Consider the following 18,084-nt stretch of genomic DNA (forward strand, 5'->3'; position numbering starts at 1 on the left):
TTCCAGATCCGCCGCTTTCGCGTCGCTGCAGTCGCAGCACAGAAACGAGATTATGTCCGGCGCTTCGCGTTTCGTCAACAGGTTTTTTACTCAACCCCGACTTTCCGATTCGCTGCGAAGCCCGTCCTGCTTGGCTCCGCGGCATCCTCTATCGCGCCACGCCCCACCCACCTTCTCACTTCCCTTCGCCTCATCGAGAAGCGAAGGAACGGAATTCTAGTGCCCGTTTCATCCCCGCGCAAGGGGTTCGCGAAAAGAATTTCAGCGATCACTTCATCCGCTCTGACAATGCGCTCAAAAACCCGCATCGCAGAGAGGCGGTGCCCTGATGGTTCAAGCGGACTCATAGCGACTACAATCTAAGGTTCTCTGCACCTGATAACTGCCTCCCTATGCGCTCGCGAATCGCCAAACGACTCCCCCCGGACGCCGACAAGCTTGTCGGTCTTTCGCTCTCGCTGTTCGCGTCGGGCAGCCGTATAGAAGACCGGTTCTGGGAAGCGCGCCTCGACACGCTTCTCGGAAAAATTGTTCGCAACGGCAACCAGACTGCGCTCGATGCCGCACTCGACCACCTCCAATTGAAGTTCCCGGACGCCTATGGCGCGCTCGCCGACATGGCGGAAACGCAAAGCGAGTCGTTCGCAACCGAGATCGACGGCGTGCCGCACGAAGCGCTGCTAATTGCCGCACCAGTGCTGGCGTGGACGCGTTACTCGATCCCATCCGGGCCGCTCAAGGCCGATGTGGTCGACGCATTGCGCACTCAACTGCAAGCGCATGTGCTCGCGGAAGGCGCCAAGGTCGCGGTTGCACCGTATCTTTACAGCATCGACCAGTTGCCGCGGCATCATGTGGAAACAGCACGCGTCGCGCAGCAACTCATGCAAACCGTGCTCGGCCACGCGCCTGCGCGCCTTAATCTCGCCGACTTGCCAGAGACGTCACCGATCCTCGCCGATCCGCGCTTTTTGCTTGCCATGGCCGTCGTGCCCACCGGCGCAGCGTTGTTTCGGTGGCAAGAGGAAACGGCCGGCGCCCGAATCGAACGCGGTCAGTGCCTCGAACGCTGGGCGGCGCAAGGCGGCGCAAGCTTTGCGGCCGTCCTGCCCGGCTGTGAGTTCGAATGCCTGCTGCCCGACGCCTACTATTCGGCTTGCCGCGACGCAGACGAACAAGTTCGGCCACACTCGGTCCGCACCGCCGTTCGATACCTGTTCGATACCCTCGGCACAGCGCCCGACGAGCTGCGCGCCGTGATTGCGGGGTTCGGCGAGCAGCGCGTGGACGAATATCGGATCGGCTTTACGCGCCGTGGAAATAACGACGTGATCTATGGCGTCGTCTGGCCACTCTACGGACGGGAAAACGGCGAAATTAGCGTGGCGGAAGACGCAGCCGAACTCGAAGGCGCGGACGGTCCTGTCGAAGAGATCGTTGCGTTGTTGAAGCGCTCGGGCGTAACTGACGTGCGTCGGCATACTGGCCGTTTCGAGCCGGAGTATTGCGACGACTGCGGCGTGCCGCTGTACGCGGATCCGCTTGGCGAAATCGTCCATGCGGAAATGCCGGAAGACGCTGAGCCCGCCCAACCGCATTTTCACTGACTTGAGAGGCCGTACCGGTTACGGCTCTTGCGCCGAACATCATCGACCCGTGGTTTGCGTCAACGTACGCGATCGAAGCGAGAGAGCGTCGCAATTGAGTCGTTAGCGCATTCGAACTCGCGAAATGCTGTGCGACGGAAATCCTGAAGGATTCAACCGTAACTTCTCGAGACACAAAGGCCGTTCCAACATCCGTTGGAACGGCCTTTTTTTGTAAGACGCGCCAGCCATGTTTGACCACGGATTAAAGGATCATCGCGAAGACACTTGGGATTAGCGAGGGTACGGTCAAGATCTACCTGGGCGGTATCGTCCAGCAACGCGGGGCGCCGAACCGCGCCGCCGCCATCGCTATTTATAACGGTTGGCAGAACGGCTATCTCGAGGTTCTGAAACGCGGTTCTGAAACGCGAAGCCGACGCATCGCCACGACCTGCGCTTGGTGACGCCGGCCCGCTGCCGCTACGCGCCACCGCCTTGCTGACTTACGCGCCGCTTCCGGAGGTTGAAGAGCATTTGTTGCCGATGGCAGCCGAACCTCAACCCCGCTTCGGCGACTGAACGCGGTCATTTCAAAACCAACACACAACGCGTGATTCCGCTCGTTGTGTGTTGGAAAATCCCCCCTGGCACAGTCAATGCACGCGTTTTCGGGCACAAACGAGTAATATAAGATTTATGGGTTTCTTCTACACACCTCTTCCGCTTTGGCTCGCAATAGGTGGCTGGATTGTCACTGCGGGCGTGCTCGCGCTTGCAATCTGGCAGAACCCGTTTCGCCGGTTGCAGGACGGGACGCTTCAGCATGTCTGGTTCGGAATCGTCGTTGCAGTGACGGTATTGTGGGCTTGCAACACCTGGTTCGAAGACGGTCCCGCCATTCATTTGCTTGGCGCCACGCTCATGGTCACGCTGTTCGACTGGCAACTCGCTCTGGTCGGCATGGCCGTGACCACCGGGCTGGCCGCCGTCGTGCTGGATGCATCGTGGCCCGGCGTTCCTGTGACCTTCATACTGTTTGGGGCACTGCCCGTCGCCGTGTCCTCTCTGCTACAGAAGGCCATCCAGGCGTGGATCCCGCGCAGCCTCTTCGTTTTCATCCTCGGTCACGGTTTCCTGACGTCGGCATGCGCCGTTGCGGTGGCGTGCTCCGCGGGACTGCTGTTGCAGATCGTACTCGCCGATGGCCGGCTTATTGTCCCGGCTGGATTTACGCTGGCCGCGTCACTGCTGGTGGCAGGCGAAGCGTTATTCACCGGCGTGTTCACCATCCTGATCACCGTCTACCGGCCTACCTGGATCACCACATTCGACGTCCGGCGTTATCGGCTCGATCGTGGGCCGCGCGTCTGAACGCTGCATCGATTTCAAACGCAGTCCCGCATCACAATCCATCGCGCAATCCATCGTGGAGCCTGTGCCGAGGCCGACCATCGTCGGTGGGCTTGCGAAGAATTTAATATAAGATGGAACTCCCGTTCACTGTCGGGCATCTTACGTGCCTGTTGTCTCTTTAGTGCAGAACCCGATGGATAGTATTCAAGTACCGCGTCGACTGCTCCGGTTGGTCGGCCGGCTGGTGGCGATTGCATCAATGGCGACATTCGTGTCGGCCGCTTGCAGCGCTACCGCGTTCGCCGACACGCTCGACGAACGCAACGAGCTCGTCAATCACTTCGTCACCGACTTCAACGCCAATCCCTTGATGGCCGATTGCGCCGCGCATGGCAGCTTCGTGGCGAGTACATCGACGGCGTTTGACCATGTGGAGTTTCCGGCCAGTTCCTTCGATTCCGCCCACGGCAGTATCGTCCCGTGGAACGACTCTTTCGACGAACATAAGCAGCGCATCAAGGTCGACAACGTCGTGACGGTCGAAGGCCTCGGGGTAACCAAGGACGGCGACTCCAGCCCGTCGACACTCAAGTTCCGCTGCGGCTATGTCGGCAGCCAGATGCTGGCCTTCGGCTGGAACGATCCCGTGCCATCGGCCAGACCACGCGCCGAACCCCGCTCGGGCCACGGCGCAAAAGGCCGGCATGGCGCTGTCAAGGGCAAGGCGGGATCGAAATCGAAAGCAGCCGGCGGCAAGACGACAAAAAAATCGTCGGGCAAAAAGAACCACTAACGCCAAAACAAAAGGACGTGATCGTCAGTCTCAGAGATCACGCCCTTTTGATTGAAGCGCGTCGAACCACACGTACTGCGCGCGTGAGTTCGGTTCACTCCACTCGCTAGCGTCAGAACGCCTGCAGATGCCGCAGGATCGCCTGAAGCATCGACGCCCCCAGCGCTGCGCTGCGCTCACCGTTCCACCCCACCCGCTCGTCCGGCAGATTCGCGTTGTCCTTGAACGGCATTTCGAGCGTCAGCGACAAGCAACCGAACTCATTGCCGACATACTTCGACGCCAGCTTCAACGCGTCCGTCTGGTACTTGCTCGCCTCGTAGCCGTACACGTCCTGAAAATCCGGGCTCGCCTGCTTGAAGCATTCGATGAACGCCTTCTGTTCCTGCGCCTGTTTTTCGGTGAAGCCGGGCAGCATCTCCGAGCCGGCCACGAACACGTAAGGCAACGCTTCGTCGCCGTGGATATCGAAGAAAAGATCACAGCCCAGTGCGTGAATGGCATTGCGCACGGCGAGCACTTCGGGACTGCGCGCCGCGTCGGGCTCCATCCATTCGCGATTCAGGTTCGCACCCGCTGCATTCGTGCGCAGGTTGCCAAGCACGCTGCCATCGGGATTCATGTTCGGCACGATATGGAACACGGCGTGATCGAAGATCAAACGCGCGACCGGATCACCCGCCCAGTCGCCCCAACCGGCTAACCGTTTGATCAGACCTTCAACGAACCACTCGGCCATCGTTTCGCCAGGATGCTGGCGCGCGATGATCCACACATTCTTCTTGGGCTTCGCTGGTTGCTCCGCCTCTTCGCTCAGCCCTAGCGTCACCAGCGACATCGGCCGGCCCTGCACCGTCCGGCCTATTTCCGTCAGCGTCGCGTGCGGCATCTGCTGCACGGCGCCGAGGAAACCCGCGTGGCGCTCTTCACTATACGGCTCGAAATACGCGTAGTAGACAGCGTCGAAATCGGGCGTGTGCTCGATGGTCAGCACACGGCCGTCGTAACGCGTCGGCACGCGGAACCAGTTGATCCGGTCGTAGCTCGCTACCGCGCGATAGTCGCGCCAGCCGTCGGCGAATGCGCAGTCGGCGGCGTTCTCGAAGGTCATCGTGAGCGGCTCGTCGCGCACGCCCGAGACGCGGAAGTAAAACCACTGCGCGAAATCGGCGTGGCTGTCGGGACGGACCCGCAGGCGAATAGCCGCGGGATTGTCGGTGGACAGGACGTCGATCGCGCCTGCATCGAATTGACTCGTGATTGAGATGCTCATGACGCTTCCTTGATTGATACCGTCGAGGCTTTATAGACTGAGCCGTCGGCGATACACATAAGTCGTTTCAGTCGATGCCTTGTTATCGAAGGCATAACCTTCGCTGTCGAAATTTTTCAGACCTTCTGGCTCGTCAATCCGATTTTGCACCGCAAACCGCGCCATCAAGCCGCGCGCGCGTTTCGCGTGGAAACTGATGATCTTGTACTGGCCATTCTTCCAGTCCTGGAACACGGGCGACACCACCGACGCGTCCAGACGCTTAGGCTGGACCGACTTGAAATACTCGCCCGACGCGCAGTTGACCAGCACGCGCGCGCCCTTCTGCTTTTTCATCTGCGCGTTCAGTGCGGACGTGATGCGCTCGCCCCAAAACGCATACAAATCCTTGCCTCGCGCATTGGCGAACTTCGTGCCCATCTCCAGCCGATACGGCTGCAGCAGATCCAGCGGCCGCAGCAATCCGTAAAGCCCCGACAGCACGCGCACGTGGTTTTGCGCGTAGTCGAGATCCGGAGCGTGGAGCGACTTCGCGTCAAAACCCTCGTAGACGTCGCCATTGAAAGCGAGCATGGCCTGCTTTGAATTATGCGTGCCGAACGTCGGAGACCAGTCCGCGTAACGCTGGAAATTCAGTCGCGCGAGCGGATCGGAGATATGCATGAGGCTGCCGATTTCCTGTGGCGAGAGCTTACGCAGAGCGTCGATCAATTCAGCGGAATCCGCCGTGAATTCAGGCAACGTGTGCTTGGTGACGTGAGGCGGGGTCTCGTAGTCGAGCGATTTGGCCGGCGAGAGAACGATTATCATAGGGGCTCGCCGGCATGCTGCCAACGATGAAGACGGAAACCCTCGATTGTATCGAATGAAAAAATCCCCCGCGCTGCGCGCCGTGCTGGATTCGAATGTCTGGATCGACATCCTGGTATTCGACGACCCCATCACGCGCCCGATTCGCGCCGCGCTCGAAGCCGGTACGCTGGAAGCGCTGATCGACTCGCGCTGCCTCAAAGAACTGACGTATGTGCTGGACTATCCACAGTTCGTGCGCTTTGCCGTGAAAAAGGCCGACGCGCTTGAAACTGTCGCGCGGCTGTCGCAACTCGTCGAACCCGAACCGCTGCCCGAAGACGCGCCGCCATTGCCGAAATGCCGTGATCGCGACGACCAGAAGTTTCTCGAACTGGCGCACGCGATCAAGGCGGACTGGCTGGTATCGAAGGATCGCGCGCTGCTTAAACTCGCCAAGCGGACCGCACGCGACTTCGGGTTTCGAATCGCCCAGCCCGCGCCGTTCGTGACCAGCTTTGAAGCACACATTGAGGCTAATACGGAAACGAACGCTCTCGATGTTTAAAATGGGACACCTTTTCCTTTAGCGCAGCCGATCGCCCACATCATGAACGCCTCGCACGACCTTCCAAACCCGTCCGCTGTTCCCGCCATCACCTCGCGCCTGCCGAACGTCGGCACGACCATCTTTACGGTCATGAGCGCGCTCGCGACGCAAAAAGGCGCGGTCAATCTCGGCCAGGGGTTTCCCGATTTCGCGTGTGATCCGCGCATTGTGGACGCGGTGTCGAACGCCATGCGCGATGGCCACAACCAATATCCGCCGATGGCCGGCGCCGCGCCGCTGCGCCACGCGATCAGCGAAAAGATCGAGCGCCTGTACGGGCGCAAATACGACGTCGAACGTGAGATCACGGTCACGGCCGGCGCGACCCAGGCCATCCTGACCGCCATCTTGTGCTGCGTGCATCCGGGCGACGAAGTGATCGTGATCGAGCCCATGTACGACTGCTATGTGCCCGCAATCGAACTGGCGGGCGGCAAACCGGTGTTTGTATCGCTGGAAGCGCCCGAATACGCGCTGCCCTTCGACAAGCTCGCCGCCGCGATCACGCCGAAAACGCGCCTGCTGATCATCAACTCGCCGCATAACCCGACCGGCCGCGTCTGGCGCACCGCCGACTTGCAAAAGCTCGACGAGATCATGCGCGACACCGACGTGCTGATTCTCTCCGACGAAGTCTACGAACACATGGTCTTTGACGGCGCCCCGCATGAAAGTGTGTGCCGCTATCCGGACCTGGCCGCGCGCAGCTTCGTGGTGTCGAGTTTCGGCAAGACTTTTCACGTGACGGGCTGGAAGCTGGGTTACGTCGCCGCGCCCGCCGCGCTGACCGCTGAATTTCGCAAGGTCCATCAGTTCAACGTGTTCACGGTGAACACGCCGATGCAGGTCGGCATCGCGGAATATCTGAAAGATCCCGCACCGTACCTGGAATTACCTGCTTTTTATCAGCAAAAGCGCGATTTTTTCCGCGATGGCCTCGCCAACTCACGCTTCAAGCTGCTGCCTTGCGACGGCACGTATTTCCAGTGCGTCGACTATTCGGCCATCAGCGAGCTGCCCGAAGCCGAGTTCTCGCAATGGCTCACGAGCGAAATTGGCGTTGCCGCGATTCCCGTCTCAGCCTTCTATCACGAGAGCCATGAATCGGGCGTCGTACGCTTTTGCTTCGCGAAAAAGGAAGAGACGCTGCGCACCGCGCTCGAGCGTCTCGCCAGTCTTTAAAGACTAGATCTTCGGCAGCGCTTTCTTCTGTGCTTCCATGAACGCGAGCCGGTCCGCCGTTACTTTTTGCGCGGCCGGCCGCTCGCCTACCAGCTTGTTGTGCACCTTCCAGTCGATCCCCGCGTCCAGCAGAAAATCTCCTCCATAAATCGCTTTCGTCGTCAGCCCGATCAGCGGCAAATTCACGAATGCACTCACATCGGCGATACTGAAGGTCGTGCCGAGCGCGTACGGTTCAAACTTCGCAATCCGCCTGAATCCCGCAATGCCGTGCCGAAGCCGTTTTTCCGCGCGCGCCTTCGTGTAGTCGGTCACGGTGCCGCCGAAAAACGCCTGCTTGTATAGCTCGCGGGCGGCCAGTTCCAGGTGGGTTTCCATGAACACGATCATCTCGCGCTCCTTGGCGGCCGTGAACGGATCGGCGGAAAAAATGGGCTTCTCCGGATAGACGCTCGCCAGATATTCGACGATCACCTGCGACTCGCACAGCGATCCGGCTTCGGTTTCCACGTACGGAACCTTGCCGAGCGGCGAGCGCGCGAGTGTTGCTTCGTCCTGGCCGAAATTCGCGCGCACCTCCTCGAACGGGATGCCGTGTTCGAGCAGCACGAACTTCACCTTGTTCACGTAGTTGGACAGTGGAAAACCATACAGCTTGAGCATCTTGAGTCTCCTGGACATCTTTCGTTTTTAAGCAAAGCAGGCAATCGGCGGCCTTTTGGGGTCACCTCATAAACAGTACGATCGTGCTAATCTAGCAAATAAGGAGTGAGACACGCCATGAGTTTTCGCGACATAGAGATTCGGACCTTGGGCATTGTCGGCAGCGGCGCCATGGGACGCGGCATTGCGCAGATCGCGGCGCTGGGTGGCCTGAGCGTGCGTCTGTACGACACCAACCAGCAAGCCATCGCGGCCGCGCGCGACTATCTCGCCGATACCCTGAACAAACTCGCCGCAAAAGGCAAGCTGAACGAAGCCGACGCGCACGCCGCGCTGGCGCGCATTCATGCGGCCGGCGCGATCGGTGATCTGGCCGATTGCGATGTGGTGATCGAAGCGATTGTGGAAAAGCTGGAGATCAAGCGGGAGTTGTTCCACGAGCTGGAGGGTGTGGTCGGCGAGCAGTGCATCCTAGCGTCGAACACGTCGTCGTTATCGATTACCGCGATTGCCGCCGGGTGTGCAAAACCGGAGCGCGTGGTTGGCCTCCACTTCTTCAACCCCGTGCCGCTGATGAAAGTGGTCGAAGTGATCGACGGCTTGCGGGGTGATCCCGCCGCCGGCGACGCGCTGATGGCGCTCGGCCGTCAGATGGGCCACACGGCCGTGCGCGCGAAGGACATGCCGGGGTTTATCGTGAATCACGCCGGGCGCGGCATGAATACCGAAGGCCTGCGAATCGCGAGCGAAGGCGTGGCGAGTTTCGCCGATATCGACCGGATCATGCGCGAACAAGCCGGCTTCCGGCTCGGACCATTCGAGTTGCTCGACCTGACGGCGCTCGACGTCTCGCATCCGGTGATGGAGTCGATCTATCACCAGTTCTATGAAGAGCCGCGCTTTACACCCTCTCCGATTACGGGCACGCGGCTCGCCGGTGGTTTGATCGGGCGCAAGGTCGGAGAAGGTTTTTATAAGTATGTGGACGGCAAGCAGCAGATCCCCGAGGAAGCGCCGGCGCCTGCAACGCTGCCGCGTCGCGTGTGGGTGAGCCGCTCATCTGCCCATGCACGTGAGGAAGTGTTCAAGCTGATCGCGAAGATGGAAGCGAATGTCACCATCGATACCGGCGGCACGCCCGCCTTGGATTCGCTGATCATCGTCACGCCGCTCGGTCACGACGCGACCACGGCGTGCGTCGCGGAAAAGCTGGATGCGTCGCGCACGGTGGCTATCGATACATTGTTTCCGCTCGCCGACGCCGCGCGCCGCACGATCATGACAACGCCCGCCACTACTGCCGAATTCCGCGACGCCGCGCACGCGCTCTTCGCTTTCGATGGCGTTCCCGTCACCGTGATCCGCGACTCGACCGGCTTTGTCGCGCAACGTGTGGTCGCGACCATCGTCAACATTGGTTGCGATATCGCGCAGCAGCGCATCGCGACGCCAGCCGATATCGATCTCGCCGTGACGCTTGGTCTTGGCTATCCGCGCGGCCCGCTCGCCCTCGGCGACGCGCTCGGGGCGAGCACCCTGCTCACGATCCTGCGCAACATGCAGGCTGCGCTAGGCGATCCGCGATATCGTCCGTCGCCGTGGCTCACGCGCCGTGCGCAACTCGGCCTGTCCCTGACCTCCGATGAGGCCGCAAAATGAGCGCCGAACTGCTCTCCGTCCGGCCCGCCGAAAGCGACACTACGCTTGTTCTCAAGCTGTCCAATCCGGGCGCGCGCAACGCGTTGCATCCGGACATGTACGCAGCCGGCATCGAAGCGATGAATACGGCTGAACGCGATACATCGGTGCGCGCCATCGTGCTGACCGGCGCCGATAACTTCTTTTGCGCCGGCGGTAATCTGAACCGGTTGCTCGAGAATCGTGCGAAGGATCCCTCGGTACAGGCAGCGAGTATCGACATGCTCGGGGAATGGATCGTGGCGCTGAGGTCATCGACGAAACCGGTGATCGCGGCCGTGGAAGGCGCGGCGGCCGGCGCGGGTTTCTCGCTCGCGCTTGCGTGCGATCTGCTGGTCGCCGCCGACGATGCCAAGTTCGTCATGTCCTACGCCCGCGTGGGCCTCACGCCCGATGGCGGCGGCTCGTGGTTCCTCACACGCGCGTTGCCGCGTGCGCTCGCCACCGAAATCCTGCTCGAAGCAAAGCCGATTGGCGCAACACGGCTGAACGAAGTCGGTGTAGTGAACCGCGTAACGAAGCCGGGCGCGGCGCTCGATGCCGCCATCGCCTGGGCGGACGAACTGGGTCACATGGCGCCGAAAGCGCTGGCTCGGATCAAGACGCTGATCGCTGCTGCCGAGACGCAACCGCTAGCGGAACAACTAGACGCCGAACGCGATGGTTTCGTCGATGCACTGCATAACGGCAACGCGCTCGAAGGCATCAACGCGTTCCTCGAAAAGCGGCCACCGCTCTACAAATGACCTCCACCACGTCTACGTACGAACTGCCCAAACGCCGCCGCATCTTCCTGATGCGTCACGGCGACGTCACTTACTTCGATGCAAGCGGCCGCGCCATCGATCCGGAAAGCGTGCCGCTGAATCAACGCGGCCGCGACGAAGCGAGCGCCGCGGGACGCGAGTTCAAAGCGCAGCAGATTCGCTTCGATAAAGTCATCGCAAGCGGCTTGCCGCGCACGCTTGAGACGGCGCAACGCGTGCTGGCCGAAACCGGTCAGCAGATCGATATCGATGTCTGGCCGCAATGGCAGGAGATTCGCGGCGGCCGGCTGGGGGACCTTCCGCCGAAGGATTTCGAGCGCGCGTTTCTCAGCGTCTTCGATGGCATCGTGCCCGAAACAACGGCGTTTCTTGGTGGCGAAACCATCGGTGAATTGCTTGATCGCGTGCTGCCGCCGCTGCAACGACTGCGCGACGATGCATCGTGGGACACCGTGCTGCTTGTGCTGCACGGCGGGGTCAATCGCGCGTTGTTGTCGCATGCGATCACCAGTGGCGGCCGCACGTTTTTCGGCCATCTTTCGCAGACCACGGGCTGTATCAACGCGCTCGATGTCGGCGATAAACCGGGCGACTGGGTGATCCGCGCGCTAAACCATTCGCCGCCCTCGCCGCTTCACGCCACCGTACGAAACACGACGATGGAACTGCTCTACGCGCAATTTGTCCGCTTTAAATCGCTCATGAAGTAACAGTCACCATGCGGCTTGACCGCAGAACGACAGCGTCGAAAACGGCGCGGGTCTGCGGGGTCCCTAACGAGCGCTTAACGAACGCTCAACAAACGCAAGACCGGAGGAGACAACGATGGCTTCAAACGATACGCCCGCACCACAGGATTTTTCAGCGTTCGAAGGAACGCGTCCGGTCAACGAGCGGCAACAGTTCGATATCCCGGCGTTATCGGCGTGGCTGGAAACCCGCGTTGACGGCTTCGCCGGTCCGGTCAGCGTCGAGCAATTCGCCGGCGGTCAATCGAATCCTACCTTCAAGTTGATCACGCCCGCGCGCAGTTACGTGATGCGCTCGAAGCCAGGGCCGGCGGCGAAGTTGTTGCCATCGGCGCATGCGATCGATCGCGAATATCGCGTGATGGATGCGCTCGCGGGCACCGACGTTCCGGTCGCAAAAATGTTCGCCCTGTGCGAGGACGAAAGCGTCATCGGGCGCGCGTTCTACGTGATGGAGTTCATCGAAGGACGCGTGTTGTGGGATCAGGCGCTGCCGGGCATGACACCGTCCGAACGCGGTGCGATCTACAACGAGATGAACCGCGTAATCGCGGCGCTCCATTCGGTCGATATCGCACAAGCCGGCCTCGAAACCTACGGCAAGCCCGGCAACTACTTCGAGCGTCAGATCGGTCGCTGGAGCAAGCAATACGTTGCGTCGGAGACCGAGCCTATCGACGCGATGAACAAGCTGATCGAATGGCTGCCGAAGCATATTCCGCGTAGCGCAGAAGGCGCGCCGGCGGAGCGTGTATCGATTGTTCATGGCGACTTCAGGCTCGATAACCTGATCTTCCATCCGACCGAACCACGCGTGCTTGCCGTGCTCGACTGGGAGCTGTCCACGCTCGGCGATCCGCTCGCCGATTTCGCTTACCACTGCATGGCGTGGCACGTCGACCCGACGCAATTTCGCGGTATCGGCGGCCTCGACTGGGCGGCGCTCGGCATTCCCGATGAAGACAAATACGTCGCGAAATACCTCGCCCGCACGGGCCTCGCAATCCAGGGCGACTGGAATTTCTACCTCGCCTACAACATGTTTCGCATCGCCGCGATCCTGCAGGGAATCATGAAGCGCGTGAGCGAAGGCACGGCGGCGAGCGCACAAGCTATCGACGCAGGAAAGCGCGCAAAACCGATGGCTGAACTCGCGTGGTCGTATGCGCAGAAAGTCGGTGAATAGAGCCCAACAAGGAGACGACATGAATTTCGATTACACGCCGAAAGTGCAGGAACTGCGCCAAAAGCTGACGAGCTTCTTCGATGAACACATCTATCCGAACGAGCGCGTTTTCAACCGTGAAGTCGCGACAAACCGAGCAAACGGCAACGCATGGATTCCGACGGAGCTCATCGAAACGCTCAAGGAAAAAGCCCGTGATGCCGGCCTGTGGAATCTGTTCCTGCCCGCCTCCGAGCGCGGTGCCGGACTGAGCAATCTGGAATACGCGCCGCTCTGCGAGATCATGGGCCGCGTGCCATGGGCGCCCGAAGTGTTCAATTGCGGCGCGCCGGACACGGGCAATATGGAGACCATCGAACGTTATGGCAGCGATCAGCAAAAGCTGCAATGGCTCGAACCGCTGCTGCAAGGCGAGATTCGCTCGGCGTTCCTGATGACCGAGCCGGACGTGGCTTCGTCGGATGCCACGAACATTCAGTGCAGCATCGCGCGCGACGGCGACAGCTACGTGATCAACGGCCACAAATGGTGGTCGTCAGGCGCCGGCGACCCGCGCTGCAAGGTGTATATCGTGATGGGCAAGACCGATCCGGACGCGCCGAAACATCAGCAGCAATCGATGATCCTCGTTCCCGCCGATGCAACCGGCATCACTGTGCATCGGCCGCTCCCGGTCTTCGGTTACGACGACGCGCCACACGGCCACATGGATATCACGCTGGAAAACGTCCGCGTGCCGGTGTCGAATATGTTGCTCGGCGAAGGACGCGGTTTTGAAATCGCGCAGGGGCGCCTTGGGCCGGGCCGGATTCATCACTGCATGCGCCTGATCGGATTAGCTGAACGCGCGCTCGAACTGATGTCGAAGCGCACACTGCAACGCGTTGCTTTCGGCAAGCCGATTGCCGCGCACGGCGTGACGCAGGAGCGTATTGCCGAGGCCCGCATCATGATCGAACAGGCGCGTCTGCTCACCCTGAAAGCGGCTTACATGATGGACACCGTCGGCAATAAGGGCGCGCGCGGCGAGATCGCGATGATCAAGGTGGTTGCACCGAATATCGCGTGCCAGATCATCGATTGGGCGATTCAGGCGCACGGCGCGGGCGGTGTGTCGGATGATTTTCCGCTGGCTTACGCCTATGCCCACGCACGGACGTTGAGGCTCGCCGACGGGCCCGATGAAGTGCATCGGAACGCCATCGCCAAGCTGGAGCTTTCACGGTACGCGTGAGCCCGCGTTCAGCGTCTTCTTGCGAACTATGGTCTAATTTTCGGCAGCGTTTTTGAGTGGCGACTTCTGCTTGCGCAGGGTCGCCATTTCCCGAGTTCAGCACCAGGAGCAAAGATGATCGATGTCTATAGCTGGGCCACGCCGAACGGCCACAAGATTCATATCATGCTCGAAGAAGTCGGACTTGAGTACAAAGCGATTCCCATCGATATCGGTGCCGGCGATCAGTTCACGCCCGAGTTTCTGGCTATCAGCCCGAATAACAAGATTCCCGCGATTATCGATAGCGATGGACCGGATGGTAAGCCGCTAGCGCTCTTTGAATCTGGTGCGATTCTGTTTTATCTCGCTGAGAAGACGGGGAAGTTTTTGCCTCAGGATCCTGTCGGCCGGTATACGACCATGCAATGGTTGATGTTTCAGATGGGCGGTGTCGGACCCATGCTCGGCCAGGCGCATCATTTCCGGATTTATGCGCCTGAGAAGATCGAATATGCGGTTAACCGATATTCGAACGAAGCCAGACGCTTGTACGGCGTGATGGATAAACAATTGGGCGTGACCCGGTTTCTCGCTGGAAATGAATATTCCATCGCCGATATCGCGACGTTCCCGTGGACGCGGTCCTGGAAAAACCAAGGGATCGAACTAGACGAATTCCCGAACGTCAAGCGATGGTTCGAGACCATCGCCGCGCGGCCGGCTGTTGTGAGAGGCGTTGAAGTACTGGCCTCGGCACGCAAAGAACTCACGGGCGATAAACAACGCGAAGTTTTATTCGGCGCGCAGCAGTACGCGAGGCGTTAAATGCGCGACGGCAGGTTCCTCTTTCGAGAAGCCTGCCTGCTTACTGCACATTGGAGCCACAGCCACGAAACTTCAAAAATAATGCCGGGTGATGAACTCCGCGATGCATACCGGCTTGTCACTTCCTTCTTTCTCCAGCGTGACGCGCCAGATAACCTGCACGCCATTTGCTTCCACGTCCGTCACCGTTCCCACGACGAACTTCGCCCTCAGCTTCGCTCCAACCGGCACCGGCGACATGAAGCGCACCTTGTTCATGCCGTAATTCACACCCATCTTTTGCTGCATCGGCACACACTGTTCCAGCCACATCGGGATCAGTGCCAGGGTCAGGAATCCATGCGCGATCGGTCCACCAAACGGCGATTCTTTTTTCGCTCTTTCTACGTCGACGTGGATCCACTGGTGATCGTTGGTGGCATCGGCGAATTTGTTGACGCGTGATTGATCGATTTCCAACCACTCGCTCACATATTCGTCCCTGCCCTCCGCGGCCTTGAACTCGGCCGCGCTCGTTAATGTCATTGAGTCTCTCCCGGGTGACGAAGCCCGAATATAGCCGCTGAATCCACGGTCAATACCAGTTCGTCGTGCTGGTTATAGGCCTCCCAGCGCGTACCCACGATTCCCCGATCCGGTTTGCTGGCGGACACGCGCTTGCTCAATACCCGCACCGTCAATCTCACGGTATCGTTCACCCGGACTGGTTTGATCCAGCGGATGTTATCGAGTCCCGGTGAACCCATCGATGTGGAATCGGACAGCATGTCGCGCACCAGAATGCCCATCATCGCGGAACACGTGTTCCAGCCGCTGGCGATCAATCCGCCAAACGGCGATGCCTCGCCACCCGCCTCGCTCAAATGAAAAGGTTGCGGATCATAATGCCCGGCAAATTCGATAATCTCTTCTTTCAGAAACGTATGACCGCCCAATTGCGCCACCGATCCAACTTCGAAATCCTCATAGCTGAACGTCATCGCCGCTCTCCTTTTCAATGCATCGATTAATTAAACGTCGGTGTTGGCGAATCCAGGCAGCGACGCAAACCGTGCGAGATGATGATCGACATCGCCCAGCGTGGTCTCGATGATCGATAAACGCTTGAACCAGTGCGCCGCCGCGAGTTCGTTCGTCACGCCCATGCCGCCATGCAACTGCACCGCCTGCTGACCCACGAAGCGCGCTGCCTGACCGACGCGAACCTTGGCCGCTGAAACTGCCCGGCGGCGTTCATCGGCGTCCTCGCTCGTGTATCGTGCGGCTGCCAGATACGTGATCGAGCGCGCCTGCTCGGCATGAATCAGCATCTCGACCATGCGATGCTGCAATGCCTGGAAACGCGCGATCGGCGTGCCGAACTGTTTGCGCTCTTTCGTGTATTCGACCGTTGCGTGATTCAGCGCGTCGAGTACACCGACGGCTTCGGCGCACAGCAGGAACGTGGCGTAGTCGGCAATGCGCTCGAGCGTGGCTGCGCCGGTCTTGACGCCGCCGAGACGCGTGGCGCGCGTACCGGTGAACGTGAGCGTCGCGGCGCGCTGGCCATCGATCGTCCGATACTCCGTGATCTCTACGTTCCCCGCTTCACGCGCAACCGCGAACAACGCGACTTCTCCGTTTAATCGCGCCGGCACAATCCAGTAGTCAGCCTGCGCGCCGTGCAGGACTAGCGACTTCTGGCCGCTCAGCGCGAAGCCATCGCCATTCTCTTTCGCGGTGGTATCGATGGAGAAAAGATCGTAGCGGGCATGCGGTTCGTGAAATGCCACCGCGAGCTTGATCTCGCCGCCGGCGGCGCGTTCGAGCAACGCGTCGGCGGGATCGCCGCCCGCCAGCCGCAACGCTTCGATACCCACCGCCGTCGCCCAGTACGGCTCCACTACCAGCGCACGTCCGAGTTCCTGCATCACGACCTGCATATCGACGGGAGTGCCATCGAAACCGCCCTGCGCTTCAGGCGCCGGCAATGCCGTCAAGCCAAGCTCGGTGAACGCTGTCCAATGTTTTGCATTGACACCTTCCTTCGACGCCACGATCTTCTGCCGTGCGTCGAACGTGTATTCGTTGTCGAGATACCGGCGCAATGCGTCCCTGAACTGGTGTTGCTCATCGGTGAAATTGAAGTCCATGTGCCGCTCCTCACAGTCCCAGAATCATCTGCGCGATGATGTTTTTTTGAATTTCGTTCGAGCCGCCATAGATCGACGTCTTGCGAAAGTTGAAGTAGTACGCGGCAAGCGGCGCGGCATCGTCGTCGCCGGCAAGACTGTGCTCGCGTTCGCCTTCGAGATACGCGGGATCGAACGCGGCGGCTTGCGGGCCGACCGCTTCGACCATGAGTTCGGTCAGCGCCTGCTGGACTTCAGTGCCCTTGATCTTGAGCATCGATGCCTCCGGTCCCGGTCCGCGTCCATTCGCCTCGCTCGCCACCACGCGTTGCACGGTGACTTCAAGCGCCATCATTTCGATCTCCAGCGCCGCGATTTTTGCGGAGAACAGCGGGTCGTTGAGCAACGAAACGCCGCCCTTCTTCTGACCGGCAGCAAGCCGTTTCAGGAACACCAGTTCACGCTTCGATTGCCCGACGCGCGCAATGCCCGTGCGTTCATGGCCGAGCAAATACTTTGCATAGGTCCAGCCTCGATTCTCCTCACCGACGAGATTCTCAACCGGCACCTTCACGTCTTCGAGGAACACTTCGTTGACTTCGTGATCTTCATCGAGCGTGATGATCGGACGCACGGTAATGCCGGGCGTTTTCATATCGATGAGAAGAAACGAGATGCCTTCCTGCTTCTTCGCGCCGGTATCCGTGCGCACGAGGCAGAACATCATGTCGGCGAATTGGCCGAGCGTGGTCCAGGTTTTCTGGCCATTGACCACGTAGTGATCGCCCTGGCGTTCGGCGCGTGTCCTAAGCGATGCCAGATCGGAGCCCGAACCCGGTTCCGAATAACCCTGGCACCACCAGTCGGTACCATCGAGAATACGCGGCAGGTAGTAGGCTTTTTGCGCGTCGCTGCCGTATTTCATGATGACGGGCGCCACCATCGATACGCCGAACGGCAATACGCCCGGCGCCCCGATGCGTGCGCATTCTTCGTCCCAGATATGGCGCTGCGTCGCGTCCCAGCCGGGACCGCCGTACTCCTTCGGCCACGCGACGACCGACCAGCCGCGCGTGCCGAGCAGCTTGTGCCAGCTCGCGTAGTCGTCGCGGCTTAGACGTTTGTGATCGAGTACCTTGGTGCGCAGAGTTTGCGGCAGGTTGGCGTCGAGCCAGGCGCGGATGTCGGCACGGAATGCGTCGTCGGCGGGGGAATAGTTCAGGTCCATGCGCTGTGTCTCCTGTCATGACCCGGGTCGGCCATGAGGAGACGCGCCTTTA

At 60.2% G+C, this 18,084-nt stretch carries 19 protein-coding genes and 1 pseudogene; 13 read left to right on the forward strand and 7 right to left on the reverse strand.

The annotated features are described in order from the left end of the window. From M0D69_RS27280 to M0D69_RS27300, 5 genes and pseudogenes are all read left to right on the forward strand, one after another. On the forward strand, positions 1–329 hold a 329-nt coding region (locus M0D69_RS27280; RefSeq protein WP_301784987.1), incomplete at its 5' end, for a hypothetical protein. 63 nt (positions 330–392) lie between these two features. Further along, complete coding sequence (locus M0D69_RS27285) at positions 393–1,607, forward strand: DUF2863 family protein (protein ID WP_301784988.1); 1,215 nt, start codon at positions 393–395, stop codon at positions 1,605–1,607. A 248-nt stretch (positions 1,608–1,855) separates the two neighbouring features. Further along, a pseudogene (locus M0D69_RS27290) lies at positions 1,856–2,008 on the forward strand (LuxR C-terminal-related transcriptional regulator); the annotation flags it as partial. Positions 2,009–2,285: 277 nt separating this feature from the next. After that, positions 2,286–2,960 (forward strand): hypothetical protein, encoded by a 675-nt coding sequence (locus tag M0D69_RS27295; protein WP_301784989.1) that lies wholly within the window; start codon positions 2,286–2,288, stop codon positions 2,958–2,960. Positions 2,961–3,135: 175 nt separating this feature from the next. Beyond that, on the forward strand, positions 3,136–3,735 hold the full coding sequence (locus tag M0D69_RS27300; protein WP_301784990.1) for a hypothetical protein: 600 nt from the start codon (positions 3,136–3,138) through the stop codon (positions 3,733–3,735). Between the two features lie 112 nt (positions 3,736–3,847). Here M0D69_RS27300 and M0D69_RS27305 read toward each other — a convergent pair whose 3' ends face one another. Then, entirely contained in the window at positions 3,848–5,008 is a 1,161-nt protein-coding gene (locus M0D69_RS27305; protein ID WP_301784991.1) for a M14-type cytosolic carboxypeptidase, read from the reverse strand. A 30-nt stretch (positions 5,009–5,038) separates the two neighbouring features. Continuing rightward, positions 5,039–5,818, reverse strand: coding sequence for a peroxide stress protein YaaA (gene yaaA, locus M0D69_RS27310; RefSeq protein WP_301784992.1), 780 nt, complete (start codon positions 5,816–5,818; stop codon positions 5,039–5,041). A gap of 55 nt (positions 5,819–5,873) precedes the next feature. Between yaaA and M0D69_RS27315 the strand changes: the two genes are divergently transcribed. Both M0D69_RS27315 and M0D69_RS27320 read left to right on the forward strand, forming a co-directional pair. Next, positions 5,874–6,365, forward strand: coding sequence for a putative toxin-antitoxin system toxin component, PIN family (locus M0D69_RS27315; protein ID WP_301784993.1), 492 nt, complete (start codon positions 5,874–5,876; stop codon positions 6,363–6,365). 42 nt (positions 6,366–6,407) lie between these two features. Continuing rightward, positions 6,408–7,589 carry a pyridoxal phosphate-dependent aminotransferase gene (locus tag M0D69_RS27320; protein WP_301784994.1) on the forward strand — a complete coding sequence of 394 codons (1,182 nt, stop codon included), beginning with the start codon at positions 6,408–6,410 and terminating at the stop codon, positions 7,587–7,589. A gap of 3 nt (positions 7,590–7,592) precedes the next feature. On the opposite strand, the gene M0D69_RS27325 is transcribed toward M0D69_RS27320, so the two are convergent. Further along, the gene (locus M0D69_RS27325) at positions 7,593–8,252 is read right to left on the reverse strand and encodes a glutathione S-transferase family protein (protein ID WP_301784995.1); all 660 of its coding nucleotides are present in this window, start codon (positions 8,250–8,252) and stop codon (positions 7,593–7,595) included. Between the two features lie 117 nt (positions 8,253–8,369). Between M0D69_RS27325 and M0D69_RS27330 the strand changes: the two genes are divergently transcribed. The 6 genes from M0D69_RS27330 to M0D69_RS27355 all read left to right on the forward strand — a co-directional run bounded on the left by M0D69_RS27330 (position 8,370) and on the right by M0D69_RS27355 (position 14,693). Next, a complete protein-coding gene (locus tag M0D69_RS27330) occupies positions 8,370–9,911 on the forward strand; it encodes a 3-hydroxyacyl-CoA dehydrogenase (RefSeq protein WP_301784996.1) in 1,542 nt (513 codons plus the stop codon). Then, positions 9,908–10,696 carry an oxepin-CoA hydrolase, alternative type gene (locus M0D69_RS27335; RefSeq protein ID WP_301784997.1) on the forward strand — a complete coding sequence of 263 codons (789 nt, stop codon included), beginning with the start codon at positions 9,908–9,910 and terminating at the stop codon, positions 10,694–10,696. Before M0D69_RS27330 ends, M0D69_RS27335 begins: the two co-directional genes overlap by 4 nt. Next, on the forward strand, positions 10,693–11,427 hold the full coding sequence (locus M0D69_RS27340) for a histidine phosphatase family protein (protein WP_301784998.1): 735 nt from the start codon (positions 10,693–10,695) through the stop codon (positions 11,425–11,427). The genes M0D69_RS27335 and M0D69_RS27340 overlap by 4 nt, the downstream gene beginning before the upstream one ends. A gap of 115 nt (positions 11,428–11,542) precedes the next feature. Then, positions 11,543–12,652, forward strand: coding sequence for a phosphotransferase (locus M0D69_RS27345; protein ID WP_301784999.1), 1,110 nt, complete (start codon positions 11,543–11,545; stop codon positions 12,650–12,652). Positions 12,653–12,671: 19 nt separating this feature from the next. After that, positions 12,672–13,886, forward strand: a complete 1,215-nt coding sequence (locus tag M0D69_RS27350; RefSeq protein WP_301785000.1) for an acyl-CoA dehydrogenase — start codon at positions 12,672–12,674, stop codon at positions 13,884–13,886. A gap of 114 nt (positions 13,887–14,000) precedes the next feature. Continuing rightward, the gene (locus tag M0D69_RS27355) at positions 14,001–14,693 is read left to right on the forward strand and encodes a glutathione binding-like protein (RefSeq protein WP_301785001.1); all 693 of its coding nucleotides are present in this window, start codon (positions 14,001–14,003) and stop codon (positions 14,691–14,693) included. Between the two features lie 72 nt (positions 14,694–14,765). Here M0D69_RS27355 and M0D69_RS27360 read toward each other — a convergent pair whose 3' ends face one another. From M0D69_RS27360 to M0D69_RS27375, 4 genes are read right to left on the reverse strand one after another with little or no spacing between them, the layout of a single operon-like run. After that, positions 14,766–15,218, reverse strand: a complete 453-nt coding sequence (locus tag M0D69_RS27360; protein ID WP_301785002.1) for a MaoC family dehydratase — start codon at positions 15,216–15,218, stop codon at positions 14,766–14,768. Next, positions 15,215–15,673 carry a MaoC family dehydratase gene (locus M0D69_RS27365; protein ID WP_301785003.1) on the reverse strand — a complete coding sequence of 153 codons (459 nt, stop codon included), beginning with the start codon at positions 15,671–15,673 and terminating at the stop codon, positions 15,215–15,217. The genes M0D69_RS27360 and M0D69_RS27365 overlap by 4 nt, the downstream gene beginning before the upstream one ends. A gap of 30 nt (positions 15,674–15,703) precedes the next feature. Then, positions 15,704–16,825 carry an acyl-CoA dehydrogenase family protein gene (locus M0D69_RS27370; RefSeq protein ID WP_301785004.1) on the reverse strand — a complete coding sequence of 374 codons (1,122 nt, stop codon included), beginning with the start codon at positions 16,823–16,825 and terminating at the stop codon, positions 15,704–15,706. A gap of 10 nt (positions 16,826–16,835) precedes the next feature. Then, positions 16,836–18,032, reverse strand: coding sequence for an acyl-CoA dehydrogenase family protein (locus M0D69_RS27375; RefSeq protein ID WP_301785005.1), 1,197 nt, complete (start codon positions 18,030–18,032; stop codon positions 16,836–16,838). Positions 18,033–18,084: the final 52 nt, after the last annotated feature.

It is taken from the genome of Caballeronia sp. SEWSISQ10-4 2, from assembly GCF_030464885.1.
In the GTDB taxonomy this organism is placed as follows: domain Bacteria; phylum Pseudomonadota; class Gammaproteobacteria; order Burkholderiales; family Burkholderiaceae; genus Caballeronia.